Origin of the sequence: Cutibacterium avidum 44067 (genome assembly GCF_000367205.1) — a bacterium.
In the GTDB taxonomy this organism is placed as follows: domain Bacteria; phylum Actinomycetota; class Actinomycetes; order Propionibacteriales; family Propionibacteriaceae; genus Cutibacterium; species Cutibacterium avidum.
In genome coordinates, this window is sequence record NC_021064.1 from 1,259,728 (window position 1) to 1,286,036 (window position 26,309).

Annotated in this window: 25 protein-coding genes; 10 read left to right on the plus strand and 15 right to left on the minus strand. The window is 63.7% G+C overall.

What is annotated here, in order from left to right; genetic code table 11:
- Window positions 1-20 precede the first annotated feature (20 nt).
- The 4 genes from PALO_RS05760 to PALO_RS05775 form a co-directional block, all read right to left on the minus strand.
- A complete protein-coding gene (locus PALO_RS05760) occupies window positions 21-1,214 on the minus strand; it encodes an ISL3 family transposase (RefSeq protein WP_015582786.1) in 1,194 nt (397 codons plus the stop codon).
- Window positions 1,215-1,668: 454 nt separating this feature from the next.
- Window positions 1,669-1,908 carry a hypothetical protein gene (locus tag PALO_RS05765; RefSeq protein ID WP_015582787.1) on the minus strand — a complete coding sequence of 80 codons (240 nt, stop codon included), beginning with the start codon at window positions 1,906-1,908 and terminating at the stop codon, window positions 1,669-1,671.
- Window positions 1,909-1,930: 22 nt separating this feature from the next.
- On the minus strand, window positions 1,931-3,136 hold the full coding sequence (locus PALO_RS05770; protein ID WP_015582788.1) for a class I SAM-dependent RNA methyltransferase: 1,206 nt from the start codon (window positions 3,134-3,136) through the stop codon (window positions 1,931-1,933).
- A gap of 183 nt (window positions 3,137-3,319) precedes the next feature.
- A complete protein-coding gene (locus PALO_RS05775; RefSeq protein ID WP_015582789.1) occupies window positions 3,320-5,344 on the minus strand; it encodes an APC family permease in 2,025 nt (674 codons plus the stop codon).
- 134 nt (window positions 5,345-5,478) lie between these two features.
- Here PALO_RS05775 and PALO_RS05780 point away from each other — a divergent pair, with 134 nt between their 5' ends.
- Both PALO_RS05780 and PALO_RS05785 read left to right on the plus strand, forming a co-directional pair.
- Window positions 5,479-6,174 carry a potassium channel family protein gene (locus tag PALO_RS05780; protein WP_004811481.1) on the plus strand — a complete coding sequence of 232 codons (696 nt, stop codon included), beginning with the start codon at window positions 5,479-5,481 and terminating at the stop codon, window positions 6,172-6,174.
- Between the two features lie 42 nt (window positions 6,175-6,216).
- Window positions 6,217-6,876 carry a potassium channel family protein gene (locus tag PALO_RS05785; protein ID WP_015582790.1) on the plus strand — a complete coding sequence of 220 codons (660 nt, stop codon included), beginning with the start codon at window positions 6,217-6,219 and terminating at the stop codon, window positions 6,874-6,876.
- A gap of 610 nt (window positions 6,877-7,486) precedes the next feature.
- On the opposite strand, the gene PALO_RS05790 is transcribed toward PALO_RS05785, so the two are convergent.
- The 4 genes from PALO_RS05790 to PALO_RS05805 are packed head-to-tail and all read right to left on the minus strand — an operon-like array spanning window position 7,487 to window position 9,671.
- Complete coding sequence (locus tag PALO_RS05790; RefSeq protein WP_015582791.1) at window positions 7,487-7,879, minus strand: OB-fold nucleic acid binding domain-containing protein; 393 nt, start codon at window positions 7,877-7,879, stop codon at window positions 7,487-7,489.
- Window positions 7,880-7,881: 2 nt separating this feature from the next.
- Window positions 7,882-8,616: a DUF3710 domain-containing protein gene (locus PALO_RS05795; protein ID WP_004811487.1), complete on the minus strand. Its 735-nt coding sequence runs from the start codon at window positions 8,614-8,616 to the stop codon at window positions 7,882-7,884.
- A gap of 43 nt (window positions 8,617-8,659) precedes the next feature.
- Window positions 8,660-9,118, minus strand: a complete 459-nt coding sequence (gene dut, locus PALO_RS05800) for a dUTP diphosphatase (RefSeq protein WP_015582792.1) — start codon at window positions 9,116-9,118, stop codon at window positions 8,660-8,662.
- Complete coding sequence (locus PALO_RS05805; protein ID WP_015582793.1) at window positions 9,111-9,671, minus strand: DUF3093 domain-containing protein; 561 nt, start codon at window positions 9,669-9,671, stop codon at window positions 9,111-9,113. The genes dut and PALO_RS05805 overlap by 8 nt, the downstream gene beginning before the upstream one ends.
- A gap of 38 nt (window positions 9,672-9,709) precedes the next feature.
- Here PALO_RS05805 and PALO_RS05810 point away from each other — a divergent pair, with 38 nt between their 5' ends.
- The gene (locus tag PALO_RS05810; protein WP_015582794.1) at window positions 9,710-10,009 is read left to right on the plus strand and encodes a DUF4235 domain-containing protein; all 300 of its coding nucleotides are present in this window, start codon (window positions 9,710-9,712) and stop codon (window positions 10,007-10,009) included.
- 68 nt (window positions 10,010-10,077) lie between these two features.
- Here the strand turns inward: PALO_RS05810 and PALO_RS05815 are convergent, their stop codons facing one another.
- Entirely contained in the window at window positions 10,078-10,374 is a 297-nt protein-coding gene (locus PALO_RS05815) for a DUF4193 domain-containing protein (RefSeq protein WP_002513666.1), read from the minus strand.
- Between the two features lie 209 nt (window positions 10,375-10,583).
- On the opposite strand from PALO_RS05815, the gene sepH reads away from it, so the two are divergent.
- A complete protein-coding gene (sepH, locus tag PALO_RS05820; RefSeq protein ID WP_015582795.1) occupies window positions 10,584-11,654 on the plus strand; it encodes a septation protein SepH in 1,071 nt (356 codons plus the stop codon).
- 75 nt (window positions 11,655-11,729) lie between these two features.
- On the opposite strand, the gene PALO_RS05825 is transcribed toward sepH, so the two are convergent.
- From PALO_RS05825 to PALO_RS05835, 3 genes are read right to left on the minus strand one after another with little or no spacing between them, the layout of a single operon-like run.
- Window positions 11,730-12,377, minus strand: a complete 648-nt coding sequence (locus PALO_RS05825; RefSeq protein WP_036901796.1) for a thymidine kinase — start codon at window positions 12,375-12,377, stop codon at window positions 11,730-11,732.
- Window positions 12,374-13,501 carry an alkaline phosphatase family protein gene (locus tag PALO_RS05830; RefSeq protein WP_015582796.1) on the minus strand — a complete coding sequence of 376 codons (1,128 nt, stop codon included), beginning with the start codon at window positions 13,499-13,501 and terminating at the stop codon, window positions 12,374-12,376. Before PALO_RS05830 ends, PALO_RS05825 begins: the two co-directional genes overlap by 4 nt.
- A gap of 11 nt (window positions 13,502-13,512) precedes the next feature.
- Window positions 13,513-14,175 carry a DUF5998 family protein gene (locus tag PALO_RS05835; protein ID WP_004811500.1) on the minus strand — a complete coding sequence of 221 codons (663 nt, stop codon included), beginning with the start codon at window positions 14,173-14,175 and terminating at the stop codon, window positions 13,513-13,515.
- On the opposite strand from PALO_RS05835, the gene PALO_RS05840 reads away from it, so the two are divergent.
- From PALO_RS05840 to PALO_RS05850, 3 genes are all read left to right on the plus strand, one after another.
- Entirely contained in the window at window positions 14,156-15,253 is a 1,098-nt protein-coding gene (locus PALO_RS05840; protein ID WP_015582797.1) for an App1 family protein phosphatidate phosphatase, read from the plus strand. The two genes, PALO_RS05835 and PALO_RS05840, sit on opposite strands and share 20 nt — an antisense overlap.
- Window positions 15,254-15,318: 65 nt before the next feature.
- A complete protein-coding gene (locus PALO_RS05845) occupies window positions 15,319-17,970 on the plus strand; it encodes a DNA gyrase/topoisomerase IV subunit A (protein ID WP_015582798.1) in 2,652 nt (883 codons plus the stop codon).
- A 16-nt stretch (window positions 17,971-17,986) separates the two neighbouring features.
- Complete coding sequence (locus PALO_RS05850; protein ID WP_004811507.1) at window positions 17,987-18,469, plus strand: carbonic anhydrase; 483 nt, start codon at window positions 17,987-17,989, stop codon at window positions 18,467-18,469.
- Window positions 18,470-18,538: 69 nt separating this feature from the next.
- Here PALO_RS05850 and PALO_RS05855 read toward each other — a convergent pair whose 3' ends face one another.
- The 3 genes from PALO_RS05855 to PALO_RS05865 form a co-directional block, all read right to left on the minus strand.
- Window positions 18,539-19,870 carry an MFS transporter gene (locus PALO_RS05855; RefSeq protein WP_021108541.1) on the minus strand — a complete coding sequence of 444 codons (1,332 nt, stop codon included), beginning with the start codon at window positions 19,868-19,870 and terminating at the stop codon, window positions 18,539-18,541.
- Between the two features lie 53 nt (window positions 19,871-19,923).
- Window positions 19,924-21,243: an anaerobic C4-dicarboxylate transporter family protein gene (locus PALO_RS05860; RefSeq protein WP_015582800.1), complete on the minus strand. Its 1,320-nt coding sequence runs from the start codon at window positions 21,241-21,243 to the stop codon at window positions 19,924-19,926.
- Between the two features lie 311 nt (window positions 21,244-21,554).
- The gene (locus tag PALO_RS05865; protein WP_015582801.1) at window positions 21,555-23,714 is read right to left on the minus strand and encodes a DNA gyrase/topoisomerase IV subunit B; all 2,160 of its coding nucleotides are present in this window, start codon (window positions 23,712-23,714) and stop codon (window positions 21,555-21,557) included.
- A gap of 154 nt (window positions 23,715-23,868) precedes the next feature.
- Here PALO_RS05865 and PALO_RS05870 point away from each other — a divergent pair, with 154 nt between their 5' ends.
- From PALO_RS05870 to dcuC, 3 genes are all read left to right on the plus strand, one after another.
- Complete coding sequence (locus PALO_RS05870; RefSeq protein WP_004811514.1) at window positions 23,869-24,075, plus strand: DUF7455 domain-containing protein; 207 nt, start codon at window positions 23,869-23,871, stop codon at window positions 24,073-24,075.
- Complete coding sequence (locus PALO_RS05875) at window positions 24,068-24,808, plus strand: Type 1 glutamine amidotransferase-like domain-containing protein (protein WP_004811516.1); 741 nt, start codon at window positions 24,068-24,070, stop codon at window positions 24,806-24,808. The genes PALO_RS05870 and PALO_RS05875 overlap by 8 nt, the downstream gene beginning before the upstream one ends.
- A gap of 84 nt (window positions 24,809-24,892) precedes the next feature.
- The gene (dcuC, locus tag PALO_RS05880) at window positions 24,893-26,308 is read left to right on the plus strand and encodes a C4-dicarboxylate transporter DcuC (RefSeq protein WP_004811521.1); all 1,416 of its coding nucleotides are present in this window, start codon (window positions 24,893-24,895) and stop codon (window positions 26,306-26,308) included.
- Window position 26,309 lies beyond the last annotated feature (1 nt).

The window sequence follows — 26,309 nt, forward strand, 5'->3', positions numbered from 1 at the left end:
CTTCGGACTTGAGGTGGGGGTCACGTGTCGAGGCCGTCGGCGATGAGCAGGCAGTGGAGGCGGTAGTTGTCGCGGTTGCGGAAGCCGCGGGCGATGCGGTGGTGGAGTTCGATCAGGCCGTTTATCGCTTCGGTGGGGCCGTTGGACGCGCCCCCGGTGTCGAAGTAGGCCAGGAACGCGTCGCGCCACTGTTTCAGGGTCCGGCCCAGACACGCGATTTCGGGGATCGGGCAGGTCGGCAGAGCCTCGACGAGGTGCTCGGCCAGAGCCCGGCCCTCGGCTGGTGAGTTTGCGTGGTAGACCTCGCGGACGCGTTGCGCGGCTTGCCAGGCAATGAATACCTCTTCATGCGCTTGGTGGGCGTCGATCGCTGTGGCGAGGCGGTGTTTCTGCTTGTCGGACAGGTTCTCTGCTGAGGCTTTGAGGATCGTCTGGATCCCGAACAGCGGGTCGCCGGTGCGGCCTCGGTGGCCGAGGGTGGCTTGTTGGACGCGGCGGCGGACCTCGTCGACTGCTTTCGTGGCGAGGGCGACGACGTGGAAGGCGTCCAGCACCGCTGTCGCGTCGTCGAGGTGCTCGTCGATGGCGTTCTTGTAGCCCCGGAAGGGGTCCAGGGAGGCGACCTCGACCTGCCGCAACCAGTCAGGGCCGCGTTCCTGGAGCCAGGCTGAGTAGGCGGTTCCCGAGCGTCCCGGGACCAGGTCCAGCAGCCGGGTTCGGGGTGTGCCGTCAGCGGCGGGGGTGAAGTCGACCATGCCGGTGAGCATCTTCAGACCCCGGGTTCGTGGGTTCTTGTGATGCCAGACGTGTTCATCAACCCCCAGACGACGGACCCCGGTGAACCGGGACGGGTCGGCGTCAGCGGCCTGGAGGACCGGTTTGATCGCCCTCCACGCGGTCTTCCAGTCGATGCCGAGCTGGCGTGCGAGTCCCAGCACCGAAGCGTGCTCTCGGCGCAGTTGCGCCAAGACCCACCCGATGGCGCGCCGGGTCAACAGGGCCCTGGGCGCGGCGACCGCCGGGTCTTGCTCGGTCAACGAGCCCTTGGCGCACAAGGGTTCGGCGCAACGCCACGTGCGGGTGCGCCACACAATCACGACCGCCGTGTCGCCGAAGGCAACATCGTGCAGGACCCGAGCACGGCGGCCGTGAGACCGCGCGAGAACGCCGCAGTCGGGACAGAATCCCTCGCCAGGGGCGGACTCCACCTCCACGGTGATCGTGTCGGGGCGCGCTCGACGGCGGTCACGTGCAGACCAGACAGGTCGATCAGGGCATCACAACGCGGGCAGTAGTCGGTAGGCTCACACACAGTCGGGGTCTTCTTGGAACAGCGAGTTTGGTCGCTGCTGACCCTGCCGAAGACCCCGACCCCTCACCACACCGAGCCACGACTACCCGCCCCACCCCCAGTCCGAAGAGCCACATTAACGAACAACCGGCAAAATGGAACGAGACCCATGCCGCACCCCTTCTGTACGTCCACCCACATCCGACTGCCGCCCGTAGGGCGGCTACCCCTCGCATCGAGCGGACGCGAGATGCACATGGGCGCTCGAATATCCTACGACCGCTTCAGAGGCGTTTTAAGGCACGAAAAAAGCCCGAGGGGTACCGGAGAGAGTACCCCAACGGGCTGAAAATGCCTTAGAACGCAAATTACGGCCTCTATTGCTCCGCTTCGTCTTCTCCTATGAGTCCGAAGTGACGGAACGCGTCCAGAATCGCCTCGCGCTTCTCGGGCGGGCACTTCGGTTGCTTCTTGTCACCCGACCTATCGGCCTGCGTTTCCAGTCCGCACTCGGCCTTCATCTGCGCAACGTACAAGGAGCTGACCTTCATGCCGTGCGTTTTCTGGACATAATCCTTAATCTGCTCATACGTCGGCTTCGCCACCTTGCCGCCCATGCCAAGCTCGGACGGCGAGATGTCAACGTAGGCGTAACTCTTGACGGATTTTTTTCGGCTCCAGGATCGCCACGGCCTCGACATGATGAGTCATCGGGAAGACGTCGAACGCACGGATCGAACGCGGCACATATCCGCCGACGTCGAACAGGTGCAGATCGCGGGCCAACGCAGCCGGATCACATGCGACATGTGCGATCGCTCGCGGTGACGTTCGCGTCACGGCCTGGACGACAGCCTTGCCCGCCCCCTTGCGCGGGGGATCCAGCACGACGAGATTCGACTTGGCCTTCATGCGCGGCAGGACCCGTTCCACCCGCCCGGCAGTGAAACGCCCACCGGGGACATTTCGTCGTGCCAATGCCACCGCCTGACGCGACACCTCAATGCCACGAACGCGAACGCCATGATCGGCGAGCAGACCTGCGAAGAGTCCAACCCCGCAGTACAGATCCAGGGCCTCGTCACCCTGATGAGGATCCAGGCCACCCACCACGGCGTCGGCCAACGCCTCAGCTGCCCCGGGGTGGACCTGCCAGAAGCCGCCGGCGCCAACCTTCCAACGCCGCTGACCCACCTGAGCCGTCATCGTCTCGCCGCCGGCGATGAGCTGCCCATCCGCGATGACACTCACCTCCGGGTCCTGTGTGAGGCAGCTAGTCACCATGACAATCGCCTGGTCGGCCGCGCGGCACGCTGACTCGGCAGCCGGACGCCCAGCGGGATGCGCGATGGGGCAACCACCTTCAGGCACTCTCACCACATCATGACTGCGGTGGCGTCGCAGAGCCGGCCGTCCATCGAGGCTGCAATATTGCATACGGGTCCGCCAGCCCAGACCGTCGGAGGAACCGTCGACAGTCTCCACGGATCCAGTCCACTTGATGCCGGCGATGCGACTGAGCTGTTCGGCAACGACCCGTCGCTTGAGCTCGCGCTGGAACTCGACGTCGACATGCTGGAAGTCGCAGCCACCACACATCCCCGCGACGGGGCACGGCGGGACGACGCGGTGCGGATCAGGCGAAATGACCTTGACGGCCTGCCCGAACCAGTGCGAGGCCTTGGAGGTGTCGGTCAATCGAACCCGAACCTTCTCCCCTGGCAATGAGCCGCGGACGAAGACGACCCTGCCGTCCAGATGCCCCACGCAGTAACCACCGTGGGCGACCTTGCCCATGACGAGGTCGAATTCCTCGGCGGGGGACGCATCAACAGACTCCTGCATCAGGCCAAGTCTAGGCCCCCAGTGGTGTCACTTCCGTGCGGCTGAGGCCTTGATATGCCTCGAACCCCGCAATATCAGGGGTGGACGAGGCCACGTTCGCGAGAAGCTGACGTTGTGGCACTACCCGTGACAGCTTGGTGGTGATCATCACCACGAAGCCGTCACAAGGAAAGCATCCCGATGTCAGTGCCGCGGCGTGATCGTCGCGCTGGGATCCCGCCACGATCGCGGATCGTTGCGCTTCCAGCGCTTCTCCAGAATCGCCGAGCTGCACAACTGGTACGGCACCGAGGAGATGAGAACTCCGGGCATGAAGTGCAGGCGCGCCCGCACCACGAGAGCCGTCTGGTTGTGCAGGAGATGCTCCCACCAGTGACCGACGACGTACTCAGGAATGAACACCTCGACCATGTCTCGCGGATTCTCACTACGGATATGACGGATGTGGTCGATGAACGGGTTGGTGATCTCGCGGTACGGGGAGGCAATGACCTTGAGGGGGATGTCGATGTCCTCCTCGTCCCAACGCTCCAGCAGGCGGTCCGTGACGTCGGGATCGACGTCGACGATGACGGCCTCCAGGAAGGTCGGCACGGTGGCCTTCGCGAACTGAATGGCCCTCATCGTCGGCTTGTTGAGGTCCGCGATCATGATGACCGCGTGCACACGCGACGGCAGGGCGCGATCGGACGGACTGTTGAGCTCCAGCTCCTCGGCCACCGCGTCGTAGTGCTTCTTGATCCCCGTCATGAGGCCATAGACAACTGCCATCGCGATGAGCGCGAGGTAGGCCCCATGAATGAACTTCGACGCCAGGATGATGACCAGGACGATGCCCGTGCCCACCAGGCCAATGCCGTTGATGACGCGCGAGTGCTTCCACCTGCGGCGCTCCTTGACCGAGGCTGAGGCGTCGGTGCGCAGCAGCCGCGTCCAGTGGCGCATCATTCCGGTCTGGCTCACCGTGAAGGAGATGAAGACGCCGACCACGTACAACTGGATCAGCGCAGTCACCGAGGCGTTGAAGACCAGCACGAGGATGATGGCGCCGGTGGCCAGCGTCAGGATGCCGTTGGAGTAGGCCAGACGATCGCCACGGGTGTGCAGACGACGGGGTAGGAAGCCGTCACGAGCGAGGATCGAACCCAACACCGGGAAGCCGTTGAAGGCAGTGTTGGCAGCCAAGAACAGGATGATCATCGTGCAGACGATCATGATGTAGAAGCCCGGTTTGAAGGAGTCGTAGAAGACGGTTCGGGCGAGCTGGCCGACGACCGTCACTTGGTCCTTGACGACATTTCCGTGAGTGTCGACGAGGCGGGACTCCCCCGTCGGGTCGAACATCTTGACGCCCGTGACATTGGCCAGGACGAGGATGCCCATGAGCATGGAGACGGCGATTCCACCGAGCATTGCCAAGGTCGTGGCGGCGTTCTTCGACTTCGGCTCGCGGAAGGATGGGACACCGTTGGAGATGGCCTCGACGCCGGTCAGCGCGGCACAGCCTGAGGAGAAGGTACGCGCCATGAGGATGACGAAGGCGATACCGACGAGACCGGTGTACTTCGGCGCTCCGACGGCCGTGTAATCGGCGGTGGGAGCGCGCAGACTGTCTCCAAGGACGAAAACCCTTGTCAAACCCCAAATCACCATGCAGATCACTGAGATCATGAAGGCGTACGTGGGCACGGCGAAGAAGGTTCCGGACTCCCTGACACCACGCAGGTTCATGGCTGTCAGAATCGCGATGACGACAGCAGCCGCGACGCCTTCGTGCCCGGCAAGGCCGGGGATCATCGCCTCGGCGTTCTGAATGCCCGACGACACCGACACAGCCACCGTCAGGACGTAGTCGACGAGCAGGGCGGAGGCCACGACGAGCCCGAACTGCGGGCTGAGATTGGCTGTCGCGACCTCGTAGTCACCACCGCCGGACGGGTACGCATGCACCGTCTGGCGGTAGCTCATCACGACGATGAGCATGACGAGGGCAACGGCAATGCCGATCTTCCACGAGAATGCGAATCCGGCAGCGCCTGCCAGCGACAGGGTGATGAGGATCTCGTCAGGGGCGTACGCCACGCTCGAGAGGGCGTCAGAGGCGAACACCGGCAGTGCGATCCGCTTCGGCAGGAGGGTCTCGCCCAGAGCACTGCTCTCGAGTTTGCGCCCGATGAGCACCCTCTTGACGGCTTGGAAAACCTTCACGACGGGCCACTCTACTTGCGTAGAACATCATCGGCACATTGCCGGTACCCTCATGACCGTGAGGTCAGCAACCGCCCTCGGACGAGACAGGCAGACCGGGACGCGGCAGAATGGCCTCGACAACCACGACACGGATGGGTGCCACCGCCACCCAGGAGAGGGGTCACGTGCACATCGTCATCATGGGATGTGGCCGAGTCGGTTCGAGCTTGGCCATCCTGTTGGAGAAGCGTGGCCACGACGTGTCGGTCATCGACATTGACGACAACGCCTTCCGCCGGCTTGGGCCCGACTTCAAGGGGCGGACGGTCAAGGGGGTCGGATTCGACCGCTCTGTGCTGGAGAAGGCCGGCGTCCGCGAGGCTGACGGATTCGCTGCCGTCTCCAGTGGCGACAACTCCAACGTCTTGGCCGCCCGCGTGGTCCGCGAAGAGTTCGGAATCGACAACGTCGTGGCGCGCATTTACGACCAGGGACGTGCTGAGGTGTACGAGCGGCTCGGGATCCCGACGGTCGCGACCGTGCGCTGGGCTGCCGACCAGGTGCTGCGAAGCCTCATGCCGGAGGGTTCTGAGCCGGCCTGGCGTGATCCGTCCGGTCAGGTCCGTCTCATCCGCGTCAACACCCACACTGACTGGGTCGGGATGAAGATCTCCACCATCCAGGACCGCATCCACACCCCGCTGCCCTTCCTATTGCGGTTCGGTCAGGGCATGGTTCCTGACGACGCCACCCTGCTGCAGGACGGAGACGTCGTCTACGCAGCCGTCGAGGTCGAGCGCATCACCGAGATCGAGGGCCTGCTGGCCAAGCCGCCGGTCAAGCGTTGAGTGCCAGACACAACGCTCTGATCACCCGAGGCAAGGAGAATCGTGAGAATCGTCATCGTTGGAGCCGGTAACGTCGGTCGATCCATTGCCCGTGAGCTCACGGCTCATGGGCATCAGATCCTGCTCATCGACAAGAATCCCAAGGCCATGAAGCCGGACACCGTGCCGGAAGCCGAGTGGCTGTGCGCGGACGCCTGCGAGTTGGCGGCCCTCGAAGAGGCCCGCATCGACAACTGTGACATCGCCATCTCGGCCACCGGCGACGACAAGGTCAATCTGGTCCATTCGCTGCTCGCCAAGACCGAATTCGGCGTGCCGCGGACCGTCGCCCGTGTCAACCATCCCGGCAACGAGTGGATGTTCGACCAGGTGTGGGGAGTCGATGTTGCTGTGTCAACCCCGCGGCTCATGGCGGCACTGGTGGAGGAGGCCGTGACCGTCGGAGAGTTAGTCCGCCTGTTCACCTTCCAGAAGGGCCGCGCGAACCTTGTCGAGCTCACCCTGCCTGACAACTCGCCGCGTGTGGGTGACCGCATCCGCGACATCTCGATGCCCGGAGATGCAGTTCTCGTCGCCATCATCCGTGATAGTCAGGGGCGTGCGCCGGAACGTGAGACCGCCCTGGAGGCCGGCGATGAGCTGCTCTTCATGGTCTCGCCGAACTACGAGCCCGATCTGGTCGATCTGCTGGCACCTCACTGATCAGCTGATTCGGATTCTCACCGCCCCGAGGCTTCTTGTGGGGCATCCCGCAACTGTGAGGCAGCACCCACCCTGTTGTCCCGCGCTCCTCTTCGTGTTCTCTCTTTCCCCCTCGTGCCCGGTTCCCCTCCGTCGTGGTAATCCCGGTTCTGGATAAGGCTGCTGTCAGCTGTGGTTGCATCAGGGCCGGTTGTCACCCAGATCCCCACCAGGGTTGAACGCCTCGACAATCTATGGCTGGCCTGGAGAGCAGCAATACCCCACGCGCCCCGCACCTCACCTTGCCCAAGTAGTGGCAATAACGGTTACGACGGCCCCTGCTGCCAACCCACACGACAACAGGAGTCATCAGGACCCGCATCACCACACCAAGACGGAGTGAACGCGTGAGGTGAGCGGGAGGCCAACACGGGTCGGAAGGAAGATGAAAAACGGAGACACGAGATCAGGAATCGGGCAGCCATGCCAGGGAAACAGGCACCGAGCGGTGAAGAAGCGTCAGCGAAGGGAGCTGGGGCCACCCGGCCTGAAGACGAATTCCGGGGCCCGGCGAAGGCCCGGAGACCCCAAGATCCTTCGCTGAAGCTGTCACCTAGTCGAGGACTGCCACTCAGTCGGGAAGAACGGTGTACCTGGGGTTGTAGATCACTCGGCGCCCATCCGCCTCGGTGATCATCCCCTCGACGCTGATCCTTCGTCCAGCGCGTAGCCCCGGGATGCGCCGTCGACCCATCCATATCAACGTCACGGCACCAGTACCGTCGCGCAGCTCGGCCTCGAGCCAGCGATTCGTTCCGCGAGGGTTGAGGGTCAGCACCTCGATCCTCCCCTGGAGGGACGCACGGGAACGCATCCTGGCCTCGGCAATGGTCGAGACCCCGGCATTAATGCTGGAGCGCTGCAAGTCGTCATCGGCAAGATCCTCGTTGGACGCCGTGACCCGGTGCAGGACCCGCCGAAGCATCGACTCGCGGGGAGCGCGAGTATCGGTGCCTTCGGCCATGATCAGGACTCCTCCGGGTGCAGACCCTCAGGAACCTTCAGCGGGATGACGTCGCCGGGGACACGCGGACTGTCGTCGCGACGCACCACGAGGTTGCAGAAGAACTCCAGAAGTAGCTGGCCGGTGGCGTCGAGCTTCTCGCCGAGAGCCGACTCGCCCATCAGCACACCGCGCAGCAGCCAGCGCGGCCCCTGGGCCAACCAGGTGCGGGACACGTGGTACCCATCCTCACCGTCCGGTCCCTTCATCGGGACGATACGACGAAGCTCGGCACCCATCGGCCCTGGGCCGACATTGGCCTCGCCACCCTGAGCAGCGGTGCCGCGGACCATCTCCTCATGGACCTCGTCAATCATGACGGTCGAGGCAGGAGCAGCGAAGAGGGCCACCTCGATGGCGGAGTTCCCCTGAACGACGAGCAGGCTCTGCACGGCACCAGAGGCCTGGTCCAACTGGATCTGCATCTGCATGTTCTCGAACGGGGTGACGATGAGGGAACCGAAGTCGATGCGCTCGACATCGTCGGCGTCGAGGTCGACCTCGTCGATGTCGAAGGGGCCATCCTCGCGGTCGAGGTTGATCCGGTAGGTGGAGGCGTCCTTCTCCTCGCCGGGCTCGTCCTCGTCAGTGGTCTCCTCGACCTCGGGGTCGTCGGGAGCCTCTTCGGTGGTTTCGAGCTCCTCGTCGATGTCCTCATCCGTCTCGACGTCGTCGTTGCGCTTCTTGCGACCGAACATTGTGTCCTTCCTCGACCGACACTGTGGTGTCAACAAATGCAGTCTAACCATCAGCGGGACGCACACCAGAAACGCCGGTCGACCCGTATCCGCCTTGGCCGCGTTCGGTCTCGTCCAGGTCGTCGACCGGCTGGAAGACTGCCTGCACCACCGGGACGATGACGAGCTGGGCTATTCGCGACCCGGCATCAAGGTGCACGGACTCCCTGGGATCAGTGTTGATGAGCAGCACCTTGATCTGTCCTCGGTACCCGGAGTCGATGGTCCCGGGAGCGTTGACAATCGACAGTCCGCGCCGCGCGGCCAGGCCTGACCGCGGGTTGACCAGCCCGACGTAACCCTCCGGCAGGGCGATACGCACACCGGTCTCGACCATCGCCCGCTCCCCCGGCCCCAGGTCCACGTCATGGCGGCAGGTGAGATCGGCCCCGGCGTCACCGAGCATCGCATAGCGGGGCATGGCTTCCGAATCTGCCACGGTCGGGACAATGACGTCAGTCACGGCTGTCCTCCTCATCACGAGAGTCACTAGAAGGATCCTTGGAAACAGGCGGGGAGGACACAGCGGCAGAATCCGGCGCCACCACGTACTCGGACACGATCGCCGCCAACTTGTCGGGGTGACGAGTACTGACGATCCACGCCTGATGCGGGTCTGCAGGATCAGCGAGCCTCAACACGAGCCCAGACTTTATCCAGGGCCGTGTCACGAGGAACGATCCGACCTGATGGCTGGAGTGCATCACGGATGCCATCGTCCCTGCGTCCACGCCCCGAACCCGATCGACCCATCTCCACTCGATCCAGGACCGTCCTGCACCGAATCCGTCCTCAGTGACGACGATGCATACCCGTCCGGCCTCGACGAAGGCAGCAACGACGAGCACGACGATGATGACGGCGACGATGATCCCCGTGGTTGGGCTCGTCCAGGCACCGATCGCCACGATGAGTGAGATCGCGACGGCAGCTCCGATAAGCCACCATGCAGGCGGAGCGCAGAGTCTCTCGGAGTAGACGACTGATCCAGCAGGATGGGGGGAATTCACCGTCACAGCCTAGTCGACGGGCCATGACGCAATATCATGACGTCATGATCCCAGAAAAGATCCTGTGGAAGGTCTACGCCGGTGCCCTCGGCGCCGTCACCACCATCGTTAGCCAGAAGGTCGTCGAAGGCGTGTGGAAGTACGTCACCGGCGACGACGAGACTCCCCAGCCTGATGACCCCGAGGTCTCGACCACGAAAGCACTCTCATGGGCGCTGGCCAGCGGCATCGGGATCGCCGGATCCCAGCTGCTGATGCACCGCTTCGTCAACAAGCGCTGGATGAAGTTCAGCTCGGTCAACCCCATCACCGGCAAGGACTTCAAGGACAAGAACGACGACTGAGCCCCCTACCCCACAAACGACAACGGACCCCCGCCACGTGGCGGGGGTCCGTTCACGTCGGGAGAGGATCAGACGCAATCGACGCAGTAGAACTGGCCGTCACGCTCCTCAGCCAGCTGGGAGCGTCCCTTCACGAGGAAGCAAGACGCGCAGGTGAACTCGCCGGACTGGCGAGGCAACACCCGAACGGTCAGCTCCTCATGGGACAGGTCAGCGCCGGGAAGCTCAAAAGCCTCAGCAGCCTCGACCTCGTCCTCGTCGACCTTTCCGGAGTTCTTGTCGTTGCGCTGGTTCTTGAGCTCCTCGATGGAGTCCTCACTGACCTCCTCATCAGTCTTGCGGGGAGCGTCGTAATCGGTAGCCATGGTCACCTTCCAGTAAGGACTCGAGACGTCGCCAACTCGCTCGTTGCGAGCTGCGACCGCACAACATTCGCACCCTTGTGTATCACACCTGTCAAGTCGACAGACAGCGCGCCGGGGCATCCGGGCGGTACCATCACGCCCGGAGGCAGTAAGTTGGTGACTCACACAGCCAAACCCCGACCACAAGGGATCGGGAGGGAAGGTGGACGATGGACAGCGCTCTGAGCCCCCGCGAGATTCAGTCGCGGATCCGTTCCGGGGCCACTGTCGAGGAGGTGGCCGCAGAGGCGGGCGTCGGCGTCGACCAGGTGGAGCCCTTCGCCGTACCGGTCCTCGCCGAGTTGGACCACATCATCGAGGTTGCCATGACGTGCCCGGTTCGCCGCGCCGGCGCGGCCGGGTCCCACCGCACCCTGGGGACCGTCATTTCCCGCGTCGCCAAGGCCAATTCAATCCCCGATGAGAAGATCTCCTGGCGGTCGTGGCGCCACGAGGATCGCACCTGGGCCCTCGAGGCCACCTGGCCCGAGACCGAGGATGGAGCTCCGAGCGCAGCGATGTTCCGCTTCGATCTCAAGGGACGCCACACCTCCCCTGAGGACGCCGGTGCACGTTGGCTCGTCAACGACCGGTCCCCTGCTCCCGCTGAGCCGTTGCCAGATGGTGCTCCCGATCCCGATCAGGAGCCGACGCTGGATCTCAACGACGAGTTGGCCATCGTTCGCGCAGTGAGCAATCATCCGCAGCAGCCGGCCGACCCCAATGCCGTCGCCGGGATGACCAAGCACGACGGGGTCTATGACTTCGTCCCCTCATCCCCGGCCGACATGGACATGCTCTACGAGATGCTGGCAGGCTTCCAGGAGGACTCGGTCAACATTTATGAGGGCTTGGAGACGCCGGTGGTCGACGCCGATTCCGCCCCCGGAGTCCAGACGTCGGAAGCATCACAGGCCGCAACGCAGGAGTCCCAGACCGACGACTTCCAGGACGAGAACGCTCCCTTGGACACAACCGAAGATCCCCCCACCGCTCCTGATCCGAAAAGGCCTGAGCCCGGGACGGACGCTCCTGCCAGGAAGCCGACGACCAGGGCGACGTCTCGCAGGTCGAAGTCCACCAAGGACAGCCAGCCTGCCGACAAGGACGAGCCCCGACAGGATGCCCTCGTCGAGGGTGGCGAGCAGCCGCGCAAGAAGCGCAAGCCTCGCAAGTCTAAGAGGGCGTCGATCCCGTCGTGGGACGAAATCATGTTCGGAGGACCCACCCCCCACGCGTGAGAGGTCACGACCGCCGGAGACGTTCACAACCACACGAGCCCCGCCGTCCAGCCGGGCTCGTGGCATTCGGGGCTCTCAGCCGTCGAAGGGCAGGGTTTGCTCCGAAAGGGTCGCCTTGGACATTTCTCCGGTAATTCCCTGACGGTGATGACGACGACACAACACCTCGTAGTGGATCTCGGATCCGCCGCCGATGTCGCCGACGCCCACCTGATCCCCCTCACGCGCCATGACGCCGCCGACGATACGGGCGTTGTGGGTCGCAGGACGTCCGCACCAACACAGTGGCGAGACGGGAGGCTGGACGACACGGTCGGCGAGCTCGACGAGCCGTTTGGATCCGGGGAAGAGCGCGGTCCGGAAATCGGCGAGGATGCCGAAACAGTAGACGTCAACCCCGAGGTCGTCGACGACCCGCGCGAGCTGATCAATCTGTTCGGGACGGTAGAACTGGGCCTCGTCACAGATGAGGTAGTCGATGCGCCCACCGCGACTCAACCGCGCTACGACGTCTTGGTAGAGGTCCAGGGAGTCCGTCACCTCGACGGCCTCGACGCTCAGACCGATTCGGGAGGTGATGCGGGCACCGCCGGACCGATCGTGCATGGCATACCTGACACCCTGACGGTCATGGGCCGACTGAGCGTGGTCCATCTGCAACGCGAGTGTGGACTTTCCGGAGTCCATCGGCCCGGTGTGGAAGACGAGCTCAGCCATCCTCAGCCCTCGCAGACCTGCGCCAGCAACGGAATCCTCATCTCTTGCGGGGTCAGGGAACCATGCATGCCGACCAGGGAGAGTTCCTTGGGGGTGGCACGGCTCATGATCGCCCAGTCGTCACGGGTGATCGCCAGCACATCACCGAACCGGGATCGAGTGGATTCATCGACAGGCCCGAAGAGTTCCGCGTCGACGGCGTCATCACCCACCACGACCTGGGCACGATCTCCGAGCACCCGTCGCCAACGCTGTGCGACCTCGTCGGGACGTCGGGTGTAGATGTGGCGGAATCTCGGCTCCCCTGCCAGCAGATCGACGTCTGCGAGCAGTCCTCCCTCGTCCTCCACCATGACGCGGTGGTCCTGCGGCACATCGATCATGCCGTGATCTGCCGTAACCACCAGCGCAGTGCCGGGATCCAGCTCGTCGAGGAGAGCCCCGACGAGATCGTCAACCCACATCAAACGCGATCTCCACGCAGCGGACTGCCATCCCTCACCGTGGCCGACATGGTCCAGGGAACGCTCGTAGACGTAGGTCAGAGAGACCTCCCCGCCCTGAGACGCGGCGAGGGTCTTGCGGACCCGCTCGTCGACGTCGTCCTCGTTGCGAACGGCCACGAATCTCGGACCCCGCAAGCTCGCTCGCGTCAGCCCAGACCTCTCGAACCGTGCCGGGCCGACGCTGCTGACCGTCACTCCCGCTGCCACCAGGTCTTCGAAGGCCGTCGGGTGGGGCTGGACCACCTCGGGGTCGTCTCCGTTGGCCCAGCTCAACGCGTTCATGGCCTGTCCGGAGGGAGCACGGAAGGTGTACCCGGCGACGCCGTGGCGTCCGGGAACGGCACCTGTACCGATACAGCTCAACGAGGTGGCCGTCGTCGACGGAACCTGGCAGGTCAGGTCATGGCACACCTGCATGTCCGACAGGGCGGGAGCCAAGTGACGGGACTGCTCGAGGTTCTCCCGCCCCATCCCGTCGACGAGTAGGAAGACGTAACGCCTCGCCTCGGGCAGGCCGAGCCCAGCCGACCTCTGACCCGTCAACACCCTTCCCATGGCGGGCACCAGGTCGGAAAGGGTTTGCGGACCCGGCGCCATGAGGTCAGGGCCAAGCAATGAACTCATCGTGAATGAACTCATCGTGCTGCTCCAGTGGCGACCTGCATTCGAGTGGCAAACCCCATCATCCGCTCGACCTGGTCGGGGCCGTCAGCAGCAGGACTCATCCGGATGACGATGTCATCCCCGCTGAAGGTGCCGGTGTAGCCATGATCGGCGGTACACATCGGGTCACCGCAAGTGGCAGGCTCGAGCTCGATGCGCGACACCGCGCCCCACGTCATCTGCAGCCAGGTCTCCACGGTCGCTGCTGAGGGGTCCTTGCCGAATTTGTCGGGATGCTGGACGACGCGCGTCAGCACCACCGAGCTCACCTCCGACAGCGGGATCGACTCACTCGAGGTCACGGCCTGGAGCTGTCCTCCCTCGGTCCGCTCGTCGGTGTGACCGATGAGCATTCGCGTCGCAGTGCGCAGAATGACGGTGAGGTGCCGGTGAACCTCGTCATTGTCGAATACTGCCTCGAGGTGAAGCAGATGGTCGAGGATCTCCTCTCCTGCCAAGGAGGTTTCGGCGACGTCGCTGACCAGTTCAGGGAAGAACCCACAGGACTGGATCTCGGCAGCTAGGGCAGCCGGAAGAGGAGTTCGGGCTTGATCGACAGACTGGCTCACCGGCCCATCGTCCCACGACGAAGCCCGATCCAGTAATCTCCAAGACATGTCGAACCGGCCGTTCATCGGAGCCCGAGTCGAGGATGTCCTTCACAGGCGCCTCAACACCACGCTGCGCCGACGCGGTTGGGTGCAGCGCGTGATCGGATATCGCAGTTACGGATCGGCCACCCATGTGCGCGTGCTGGGCCGAGTCGTCCTCACCAGTCCCCCTGGTGCCACTCCGGAAGAGGAGCGTCATCCTGACCGTTCTCCGCTCACCCGGCGCAACATGTTGTCCATCGACCTGCTGTCCCAGCGAGGATGGCGCAACTTCCTCGGTCTTCCGGCGCCGGGTACCGAGGTCGTCGTCGACGTCAACGGGGAGAAGATCACCGTCCGGGCAGACCGTGGCGGATACGTGGACGTGCGCGTCAAGAACAATGGGCTGCAACCGGGATGGCACGAGGTCACCCTCTCGACCTCCGGGGACACGACGAAGGCGAAGGTCCTCGTCGTCTCACGCAACACCCGTTTCGGCATCGTGTCCGACATCGACGACACCGTCATCGCAACCTCCCTGCCGCGATCTCTCATCGCCGCCTGGAACTCCTTCGTGCTCACCGAGCAGGCCCGCAAATCCATTCCCGGTATGGCCCGCATGTACCAGAAGCTGTTGGAACGCCATCCCGACGCACCCGTGGTCTACGTGTCCACCGGCGCCTGGAACACCTATCCCTTCCTGGTGAGGTTCCTGGCCCGTCACGGCTATCCGCAAGGACCATTGCTGCTGACTGACTGGGGGCCGACGAACACCGGTTGGTTCCGCTCCGGCGTCGACCACAAGCGGACGGCCCTGCGCGAATTGGCCCGCGATTTCCCTGACATCGAGTGGGTCCTGGTCGGCGATGACGGGCAGCACGACATCCGGATCTACTCCGAGTTCGACGAGTTGCAACCCGGCCACACCCGCGCGATCGCCATTCGGGAGCTCTCGACGACCCAGCAGGTGCTGGCCCACGGCACGACGACGGTGCTGGAGGATCGCCACCGTGTGCAGTGGACCCCCGAATCAGCCCCTCTGGTACGCGCCCCTGACGGCGACCAGTTGGCCCCACTCCTGGACAAGGCGCTCAACCATGAGGACTCACCAGGACGGCCCTGACATGCGGATTTCGCGCCGATCGACCAATATAGGTCGTTAGCGTGTGCTGCTAGGGAGGTATCACGATGGCCAAGAAGACGGTGGATGACGACTTCACCGAGAACATCATCGACGTCAATGTCTCCCGCGAGATGGAGAACAGCTTCCTCGAGTACGCCTACTCCGTCATCTACTCTCGTGCCCTGCCCGACGCCCGTGACGGCCTCAAACCTGTTCAGCGTCGCATCCTCTTCACCATGAGTGACATGGGGGTCCGCCCTGATCGCGCCCATGTGAAATCGGCCCGTGTCGTCGGTCAGGTCATGGGTCAGCTCCACCCACACGGCGACGCCGCCATCTACGACGCCCTCGTCCGCACCGCCCAGCCCTGGGCCATGCGCCTCCCTCTGGTCGACGGGCACGGCAACTTCGGATCCCTGGATGCCGGCCCGGCCGCCATGCGTTACACCGAGTGCCGGATGGCTCCCCCAGCCCTGGCCATGATTGACGGGTTCGACGAGGACACCGTCGACTTCGAGCCCAACTACGACGGCAAGGAGACCGAGCCGTCGGTTCTGCCGGCCGCCTTCCCGAACCTGCTCGTCAACGGGGCGTCGGGCATCGCGGTGGGTATGGCCACCAACATTCCGCCACACAACCTCGTCGAGGTCGTCGCCGCCCTGCGTCACATGCTCAATCACCCGGACACCGATCTCGAGGAGATCATGCGCTTCGTGCCGGGACCGGATCTGCCCACCGGCGGGCGGATCGTCGGCCTTGACGGCATCGCTGACGCCTACCGGACCGGCAAGGGCTCCTTCAAGATCCGCGCCACCGCCCGCATCGAGAAGGTCTCCCCGCGACGCCGCGGCATCGTCGTCACCGAGCTGCCGTACATGGTCGGCCCGGAGCGCATCATCGACCAGATCAAGACCTTGGTGCAGTCCAAGAAGATCACCGGCATCTCCGATGTCAAGGACCTCACCGACCTGGCCAACGGCACCCGTCTGGTGATCGAGGTCAAGAACGGCATCAACCCGGAGGCCCTGCTGGAGCGGTTGTACAAGCTCACCAAGCTCGAGGACTCCTTCGCGATCAACGCCGTCAGCCTGGTCGAGGGACAGCCGAGAACCCTCGGTCTGAAGGAGATGTTGCAGGTCTACCTCGACCATCGCCTCGAGGTCACGCTGCGGCGCACCAACTTCCAGCTCAACAAGGCCAAGAACCGGCTGCACCTCGTCGAGGGACTGTTGCTGGCCATCGTCGACATCGACGACGTCATTGCCATCATCCGGTCCTCCGAGGACGCGGCAACGGCCCGCACCCGACTCATGGAGGCCTTCAACCTCGACGAGGTGCAGGCCAACTACATCCTCGACATGCAGCTTCGTCGACTCACCAAGTTCTCCACGATCGAGTTGGAGTCCGAGCGTGACGAGCTGCGCGAGCGCATCGAGGGGCTTGTTCTCATCGTCAATGACGAATCCGAACTGCGTCGAGTCGTCTCGGAGGACCTGGCCGAGGTGTCCACCAAGTACGGCACGCCTCGTCGCACCGTGCTGCTGGGAGCGGCTCCCGCCGTCGCTGCAGCCTCCGCCCCGCTGGAGGTCCCCGACGATCCCTGCTGGGTGCTGCTGTCGGCCACTGGTCTGCTGGCCCGTATCGACACCGAGGATGACCTGCCCAGTGGCGGGGACAGAGCCAGCCACGACGTCATCATCTCCCGTGCCCGCACCACGGCCCGTGGTGATTTCGGCATCATCACCAGTACGGGTCGTCTCATCAGGGCACATGCCATCGAGCTGGCCAGTCTGCCCATGACTGCCACCGCACCGTCGGTGGCCGGTGGCACCCCACTGGCGGACCTCGTGGGGCTGGAGAAGGACGAGAAGGCCCTGGCGGTGACGAGTTTGTCCGGGGAAGGCCCCTCCCTGGCCCTGGGAACTCGAAACGGCATCGTCAAACGCGTCAATCCGGAACTGCTCGGCAAGGATTTCTGGGAGGTCATCAGCCTCAAGGACGGCGATGAGGTCGTCGGAGCCGTCGAGCTGGACGACGAGAACCTCGAGCTGTGCTTCGTCACCGAGGGAGCCTCCCTGCTTCACTTCCCTGCCACGGCGGTGCGCCCGCAAGGACGTTCCGGTGGTGGTGTGACCGGTATCAAGGCCAAGGACCCAGTCGTCTTCTTCGGCGCGGCTCCCAGCCATGGTTCGTCGGTCGTGACGATTGCGGCCTCCTCCCCCGCTGCCGCCGGCAAGGAGCCCGGTTCGGTCAAGGTGACCCCCTTCGACCAGTTTCCACCCAAGGGCCGTGCGACCGGCGGCATGAGGTGTCAGCGCTTCCTCAAGGGTGAGACGGCCCTAGTGCTCGCCTGGATCGGCCCTGACCCTGCCGTGGCATGTGCGGCATCCGGTGTTCCTGTCGAGCTGCCGGAGCCGAGCCTGCGTCGTGACGGCTCCGGGGATCAGGGACGCCAGCCCATCCTGGCCGTCGGCACCCGTAATCATGGCGGTGACGACGTGGCCAATCCCGCCGAACGGCTCGATCCGGACACCTCGGACGACGATCTCCAACCCACCGATGTCAGGAGCGGGGCGACTCCCGACGCGGGCGGAGCTCTCATCCCCGCCCCGGAGTCGACCCTCGCGAAGGACTCGGAGGAGTCCAAGCCGCACCGCCGTCGTCGCCGTACCAGGACTGAGCACGACGACAAATCAGAACCGGACCTCTTCAGCTGATTAGGAGGCTGCGACCATGTTCGACGACCTGATGGATGGCAATGCCCGCTATGCCGAGTCCTTCGACCTGGCAGACATGCCGGGGCAGGCAGCTCGAGGGGTCGGGATCGTCTGTTGCATGGATTCCAGGCTGGATCCTCCGGCGATCTTTGATCTCAAGGTCGGGGACGCGAAGGTGCTGCGTACTCCTGGTGGCCGGTTGACCCCCGATGCTCACATCGGGCTCATCGTGGGCTCTCACGTCCTCGGGATTGATCGAATCGTTATGCTGGCCCACACCAAGTGCGCGATGGCCAGCGGGGACGACACCTCGGTCATTGAGAAGGTGCGACAGACCGACGGCACTGACCTGTCCGGCATGCGTATCGGGTCAACCCCCGATCAGATGGCTGGCCTGCGTCACGATGTCGCGACCCTACGCCGGGACCCACTGGTAGCCGCCGACGTGTGCGGCATGGTCTATGACGTCACGACCGGACAGGTCGAGCGGGTCTGCTGATCCCACTCGTCCGCGAACAGTTGCCTGTCCAGGTGTCCTGGTTCAGGTGAGCCGGGATGCCTGAACCAATCACTTGTTCTGGGTCTCGGCGGTGCTGACCGGGATCATCGCCACCAGACCGACCACGAGCACCAGGACGATACCGATGATTCCCCAGTACTGGTTGTTGTCGCCATCTGTGACGGCGTGTCCCATCGTGATGAGGAGACCGAAGAGGGCTGGCGCCAGGAAGGACACCGCCTTACCCGTCGTGGCGTAGAGGCCGAAGACCTCGCCTTGGCATCCCGGCGGACAGATCCGGGCGAGGAGACTTCGCGAGGCCGACTGGGCCGGGCCGACGAAGCCGCACATGATGAGGCCGAGCACCCAGAACACCATGGCCGAACCGTTGTGGCCGATGAAGACACCGATGCCGCAGGCAGACAGCACGACCAAAGAGACGATGATGAGGTGTTTGGGGCCGATTCGGTCGTCCAGGCGTCCCAGCAGGATGGTCGAGATACCGGCGACCAGATTGGCCACGATGCCGAAGATGAGGACATCGGCAGCACTGAATCCAAAGGTCTGACGGGCCAACGGGCCACCGAACTGGAAGACGCCGTTGAGGCCGTCACGGAACAGCGCCGAGGCGATGAGGAAGATGATGGTGTTGCGGCTGATGTGCCAGATTCTCACCACGCTGCGCCACAGTTCGGCGTAGGCATGTCCCAGCGCGCGGAATCCTCGTAACTGGGGCTCGGACTGGTCCACCGGGCGTGGGTTGTCACGCAGGATGAGGAAGGTGGGCAGGGTCAGCGCCAGGATCCAGATGGCGCAGAACAGCATCGCCACACGGATGTTCATACCTTCGTGGCTCGTGACCCCGAACCAGCCGACCTTCGGCTTGATCCAGGCGATGTAGATGACGAGCAGCGCGATGATGCCGCCCAGGTAACCCATGCCCCATCCCAGACCGGAGATGCGACCGATCTTGCCGGGCTCCGCGACGTCGTCGAGCATGCCGTTGTACAGCGAGCTGCCGACGTCGGAGATGACCGTGCCGACTCCCAACAACACCAGCCCCAGGACAAGATAGGACGGATGGGGCTTGACGAAGAACAGCAGCCCGGACATCACGGCCAGGGTCCATGTGAGCCATTTCAGGGCAGTCACCTGGCGTCCTCGTCTACCTGCCCACTGGCCGACGATCGGCGCCAGCAAGGCGATCGCCAGACCGGCCAGACTCATCGTCCATGACAGGGCCGTGACAGTGGTGTCCTTCGGCCCGAAGGCGTCACCGACAAGGTAAACGGCAAAGACGAAGGTGGTGATGACTGACGCGAAAGGCTGAGTGCCCGGATCCCACATGGCCCAGGCGAAGACGCGTTTGCGTTGGTCCGCCGGCACGTCGACGTGGCTCATGGTTGTGAAGTTTAGCGGTGCCCAGCCACTTGTGGTCACTGCTCATCGCAGCATCAACCCAGCACGACGGGAACCCAAAAAGCTCCCAACAGGATCGTCACGACGATCGAGACGGTACCCGGAATGACGAAGGGATGATTGAAGACGATGCGTCCAACTCGCGTCGAGCCGGTGTCGTCCATCTCCATAGCGGCAACCGTCGTAGGGTAGTTCGGCAGCAGATAGTAATTGGCCACTGCCGGGTAACAAGCCAGCATCACCGCGGGCGACACACCAATCTTGGCCACCACCGGCATGAAGGCAACGGTGGTCGCAGCGTGAGAGAACATCAGTGGCGCAGCCAGATACAGGATCACCGACAGGAACCACGGGGCGGAGTGCAGGATCGAGGCGCCAGCATGGGTCAGGACGTCCATGTAGTTATTGACAAACATGTTGCCAAGCCATGCCAGCCCCAGAATGCAGATCGCTGCTGACATTCCGGCCCGAAATGTCGCTTGGGTAGTGAGCTGTTTGACGTCCTCATGCGAGATCATGCAGATGATCATCGCTGTCGTCAACATGATGAGCATGATCGCCGCCGACGACGTCATGGGAGGCTTGGACAGCACACCGACTTCCTCTGACGAAATGGTGGCGTAACCGACCACCACGACAAGGGCAATCAGGAAGGCGACAAGGCTGGGTACGGCCGACCACTTTGGCTTCCAGGCGGTGTCGCCGACAGCCGCATTGTGGCTCACCAAGCCCTTGGCCTCGCGTTCCTGGTAGACCGGGTCATCCTTGAGATCCTTGCCCTGGTGCGATGCCACAACCGCACCAACAGCGCACCCGATAAAGGTGGTAGGAATCGTCACCGCAAGAATCTTGAGATATCCCACCCCCAGCGGCTCCAGAACTCCGACCAACGCCAATGTCGCTGCCGAAATCGGTGAGGATGCAACCGCAACCTGGGACGCAACAACGGCTATGGACAACGGTCTCGACGGTCTGATCTTGTGCTCCTTCGCCACTTCGACGATGACTGGCAACACAGAATACGCGGTATGTCCAGTGCCACACAGCAAGGAGAGGAGGAACGTTGATAACGGCGCAAGATAATTGATGTGGTTCGGGTGCTTGCGCAGCATGACCTCAGTCAGGTGCACCAAGTAGTCCATGCCACCTGCAAGTTGGAGGGCTGCGATGGCGCAGATGACGGTCATGATGATTCCGATGACCGTCCAGGGAATGTCCTCAGCCACTTTCGTGTGGAGACCAGTGGCCGCGAGGACAATACATCCCGCGCCTCCCGCGAGCCCGACACCAACTCCACCGAGGCGCGAGCCGATGATGATGAAGATGATGGCCACAGCAAGGTGGAACCAGATCATTGCTGCAGCCTCCCCACAGCGGATTCTCCATCAATCTTGGCGTTGTATCCGCCACCGGGCTGTCGTATGTGATCCAGCATGGCCTGCTCCTATCCGCCCAGGGCCGCGACATTCTTGCCCTGGCACCTCAGCGACGATAGCGAATACATTTTTTCACTACTACGATCTACCGTAACTTCTCATACACGAATTGTCGTGGGAACAACTGTGCATGCCGTCGCATCGCTTAAGGCCAGTCACCTAGGCAGCACACCGAGTGCACCTCACAGCGTCACCGCGAGGCAGCATTAACGAGCCGTGAGCAAGCCCTCTCAGGCGTCGATCTGTTCGGCGTCGAGACGGCAGGCCCCCTCGACGATGAACTGCTTGCGCGGGGCCACGTCGTTGCCCATGAGGATCTCGAAGGTGCTCTCGGCCTCGGCGGCGTCGTCGACGGTGATGCGACGCAAGGTGCGATGTCGCGGGTCCATCGTCGTCTCCTTGAGCTGGGAGGCGTCCATCTCACCCAGACCCTTGTACCGCTGCGGTTCCTTGAACCGCACCCCCTTCTTGGTCAACTGGGCGGCGGTGCGCTGGTACTCGGCGTCAGTGTAGGTGTAGAGGTATTTGTCCATCCCGCGCTTGGGATTGATGAGCTCGAAGCGATGCAGCGGAGGCACGGCCGAGAACACCCGGCCCGCTTCCACCATCGGGCGCATGTAGCGGAAGAAGAGGGTTGCCAGCAAGCAGCGGATGTGGGCGCCGTCGGAGTCGGCGTCAGCCATGAAGATGACCTTGCCGTAGCGAGCCTGGTCGAGGTAGAACGTCTTTCCCGACCCGGCCCCGACAACCTGGAGGATCGACGCGCACTCGAGATTCTTGAGCATGGCGCCGAGGTCGGCCTTCTGGACGTTGAGGATCTTGCCTCGGATCGGCAGCAGGGCCTGGTGCTCGGAGTTGCGGGCCACATTGGCCGTTCCCAGGGCGGAGTCACCCTCGACGATGAACAGCTCGGTCACATCGGGATCCGAGGAGCGGCAGTCCTTGAGCTTGGGAGGAAGGTGCGAGGACTCCAGGGCATTCTTGCGGCGCTGGTTCTCCTTGTGAGCGCGGGCCGCGACACGCGTCCGGGAGGCATTGACGACCTTCTCCATGAGGGTGCGTGCCACCGGCTTGTCGGCAGCCTTGGCCGAGGTCAGGAAGGCCGCCATCCTCTCCTCGACGATGCGAGCCACCAGACGACGCACCGGCGGGGTGCCCAGCACCTCCTTGGTCTGACCCTCGAACTGAGGTTCGGCGAGACTCACCGTCACCACGGCCGTCAGGCCCTCCAGGACATCGTCCTTGACGATCTCCTCGGACGACTTGAGGATCCGCGTCCCCTCCAAGCCCGCGTTGAAGGCTCGCAGCAGGCCCTGCTCGAACCCCTGGACGTGGGTGCCTCCCTTGGGAGTGGCGATGATGTTGACGAAGGAACGCACCGTGGTGTCGTACCCGGTGCCCCAGCGCAGGGCGATGTCCACCTCGAGGTCGCGGTCGACGTCGGTCGGCGTCATGCCACCGTTCTCGTCGAGCATCGGAACGGTCTCGGTGAAGGAGGCTCCACCCTGCAACCTCATGACGTCATTGACCGGCTGATCATTGGCGAGGTACTCGGCGAACTCGGAGATACCGCCGTCGAAGCGCATCGTCTCGGAGACGGTCTCGAGGACGTCGCCGGTCTCCGGATCAGTCTGGATCCCACGCTCGTCGGTGATGACGATCTCCAGCCCCGGAACGAGGAAGGCCGTTTGACGAGCACGATCAGCAAGCTTAGACCACGACAGCTTGGCATCAGGCAGGAAGATCTGCCGGTCCGGCCAGTAGCGCACCCGGGTACCGGTGGCTCCGCGCTTGGCCTTGCCGATCTTGCGCACCCCGGACTCGGGGGTGAAGGGGGCATCGGGGCCTTCCCCGTCGAAGGAACCAGGGACACCGCGTCGGAAGCTCATCCCCCACACCGTGGACTTGCGGTCCACCTCGACGTCCAGACGGGAGGAGACGGCATTGACGACCGATGCGCCCACGCCGTGCAGACCGCCTGAGACGTTGTAGGCCCCGCCACCGAACTTTCCGCCGGCATGGAGCTTGGTGTAGACCACCTCGACGCCGCTCAGCCCGGTCCTCGGCTCGACGTCGACCGGAATACCACGTCCCTCGTCGGTGACGAGGATCGACCCACCCTTCTCCAGGGTGACGGTGATACGACGCCCGAACCCGGCCAGCGCCTCGTCGACACCGTTGTCGAAGATCTCCCACAGACAGTGCATGAGGCCGCGGGTGTCGGTCGACCCGATGTACATGGCGGGACGCTTTCGGACGGCTTCAAGACCTTCAAGCACCAAGAGGTTCTTCGCGCCGTACTCACGGCTCGTCGACGCCGTGCGCACTGTGTTTCCGGCACTGGCTGAGGCGTCAGCGACGACGGATGATGGAGTCGAGGTCTTGTCCATGGTCACGCAGACAGCCTATCGGCACGCTCGGACAGGGTTTCGACAAGAATGTTCGTCCCCAGCGGCGTTCATTCCGCGATACTCCTGGGAACATTCCCACGATGACGTACGTTGTTCATACGGTGACCGAACACTTGAACCGGAGGAGGTTGTCATGAGCACCACGATGATCGAGCATCACGCCCTCACCACTGCGGACCGTTGTGATCGTTGCGGCGCACAGGCCTATGTGCGCATCACGCTGCGCAATGGTGGCGAGCTCCTCTTCTGTGCCCACCACGCCAGGGCTCACGAGGATAAGCTGAAGCAGGTGGCCCTGCACATCCAGGACGACACCACGAAACTTTTCTCCCATGCCTGAGGAACCCACGATCATTGGCGTGTCCGGGGTCTACCACCCAGGACGACGCTGCAACGTCGAGTTCGGCCCGCTGGCTGCCCACGCCGTCGAACTGTCCGGTGCCACCGGCACACCCAAGATTGGGTACTTGGCAACAGCCTGCGGCGACCAGGAGGCCCGGCTGGCACAGCGTCAGGAGGCTGCCCGCCTGCGCGGTTGGCGACTCAACCCGCTCACCCTTTTCATGATGCCCAACGTCGATGACGTCGAGGGGTATCTCTTCGATCAGGACCTCATCTGGGTTGACGGCGGGTCAGTCGTCAACCTGCTGGCAGTCTGGCGAGCCCATGGACTTGACGAGATCTTCCGCCGCCTCTGGTTGTCAGGCAAGGTCCTGGGTGGAGTCAGTGCCGGGTCAATGTGCTGGCACGCTGGCGGAGCCACCGACTCCTTCGGGCCGGATCTTCGACCCTGTATCAACGGGTTGGGATTCCTGCCCTGGGGCAATGGCGTCCACTACGGAGTCAACCCACAGCGCCGCGAGTTGCTGTGCCGAATGGTCGGAGAAGGCCTCTTCCCGAAGGCCTACTCGAGCGAGAACGGTGTTGGGATCGTCTATCGAGGTACCGAGGTCAGCGAGTTCGTCTGCGACCGTCCCGACGTGTATGGCTGGGTCACTGAACAGGTCCCCGGCAAGGAAGGTCCGGAAGCCTTCCATGAGGAGCCCATCACACCGCGTCGTCTCCCTGACTGATCCCCTTGTCAGGATTCATTCCTGTGAATCCTGTGAATACCGATACCCTTTGGCCACACCCCCCACACATCAAGGAGGCGTTCTGTGGCCGGGATCATCATTGCCATCGTCGCAATCATCACCGTGGCATGGCTCATCATCGCCAAGGCTCATGCGGCCTCTGCCATCTTCGTCGTCGGCACCATCTTGCTGCTCATCGCCGGGCTCATGGGCAAGGTCAGTGCCAGCACAGTCGAGATCAAGAGCTCGGGCACCGCGCTCTACGACGAGCTGCTCATCATCGAACACATCATCGCCGGACGGTTCTCCGGTATCGGTCTGTCCATCATGGTGCTCTTCGGCTTCGTGGCGTACATGCGTCACATCGGTGCAGACGCTCGCTCCGTCGTCATGCTGTCGGCGCCCCTCAAGAGGTTCCACGGCTCCTACTGGCTGGTTCCCATCACCTTCGTGCTCGGCTCCGTCCTGTCCCTGGTGGTACCTTCAGCCGCTGGCCTGTCCCTGCTGCTCATTGCCACCCTCCTACCCGCACTCATCGCGGCTGGTCTGAGCCCCCTGACGGTGGGAGCGGTCATCGTGACATCCTCGACGATCATGCCGACTCCGCTGGAGGCAGGAATCATCCAGGGTGCCAAACTCACCGACATGACGCCGTCGTCCTTCGTCTTTGGCCACGTCGCTAAGGCCACCGTCCCGACCCTCATCCTCACAAGCCTCGTCCACATGTGGTGGCAGTGGTACATGGATCGCCGTGACGTCAGGGCCGGTCGCGGTCATGATCCCCACGTGACTGCTGACGATCAGGCTGATCGCGCCACTGCTGAGGCCATGGAACGTGCCTCGACGGTGCCCGCCGCCTATGCCCTGCTGCCGATCCTTCCCCTGCTCGTCATCATCGTGACGGCAATCCTCAACCAGTCCGGGGCCATTGGTTTCGAGTTCGGCATCGTCCCGACAACCGTCGTCTGCTCCCTGTTCGCACTCATCTGCGAAATGATCCGCACCCGCTCCGTCACCAGCGTCTTCGACGGCTTCAAGAGCTTCTTCACCGGCATGGGTGACGCTGCTGGCGGCGTCGTCGCCCTCGTCATCGCGGCCAGCGTCCTGGTGGAAGGCATCCAGCAGCTGGGCATCATCACCGCCCTGACCGACGCTGCACGGTCCTCCCACGGGGCCGCCGCCGTGGTGTCATTGAGCTTCGTCGCCGCCACCGCGTTGCTGTCGGTGCTCACCGGTTCCGGTACCGCCCCGTACTTCTCCTTCGCAGAGGTCGTCGGTCACCTGCCCGCCAGCAGCGGGGTTCTCCCGGTGCGCACCCTGACGGCGATCTGGGGCACCTCGAACCTCATGCGTCAGGCCTCACCGGTGTGTGCTGCCGTCCTCATCGTGGCAGGCGCGATCAAGGTGAGCCCGGCGGAGCTCGTGAAGCGCACCGCAGTGCCCATGACCATCGCCACGATATGCAACGCTATCCTGGCGATGCTGTTCATCCAGGTGTGAT